This window comes from Bacillus sp. SIMBA_005 (assembly GCF_046535585.1).
Classification (GTDB): domain Bacteria; phylum Bacillota; class Bacilli; order Bacillales; family Bacillaceae; genus Bacillus; species Bacillus pumilus.
This window is the reverse complement of sequence record NZ_JAWRWI010001046.1, coordinates 1-241: the sequence shown is the minus strand read 5'-3', so window position 1 is coordinate 241 and position 241 is coordinate 1. Positions and strand designations below refer to the sequence as shown.

Below are 241 nucleotides of genomic sequence, written 5' to 3'. Positions count from 1 at the left end.
CGCGCGAGCGAGAGCCACTCGCTGCTGTTGCCCACCTGAAAGTTGGGCAGGGTACATCCGCGCTTTGTTCGCGAGCCGCACCAGATCCAGCGCCGCACGAATTCGTTGCTGGCGTTCTGATTTGGGGAGCCGACGCATCTGCAGCGGAAACCCAACGTTCTGCTCCACGGTCATGTGGGGAAAGAGCGCATAGTTTTGAAAAACCACACCGATGTTTCGGTCTTGGGGAGGAACCGCCCCA

General features: G+C 59.8%; 1 protein-coding gene. It reads right to left on the bottom strand.

Annotated elements, in window-relative coordinates; translation table 11 throughout:
• On the bottom strand, positions 1–241 hold a 241-nt coding region (locus tag SB660_RS23305; RefSeq protein ID WP_410584932.1), incomplete at both ends, for an ATP-binding cassette domain-containing protein.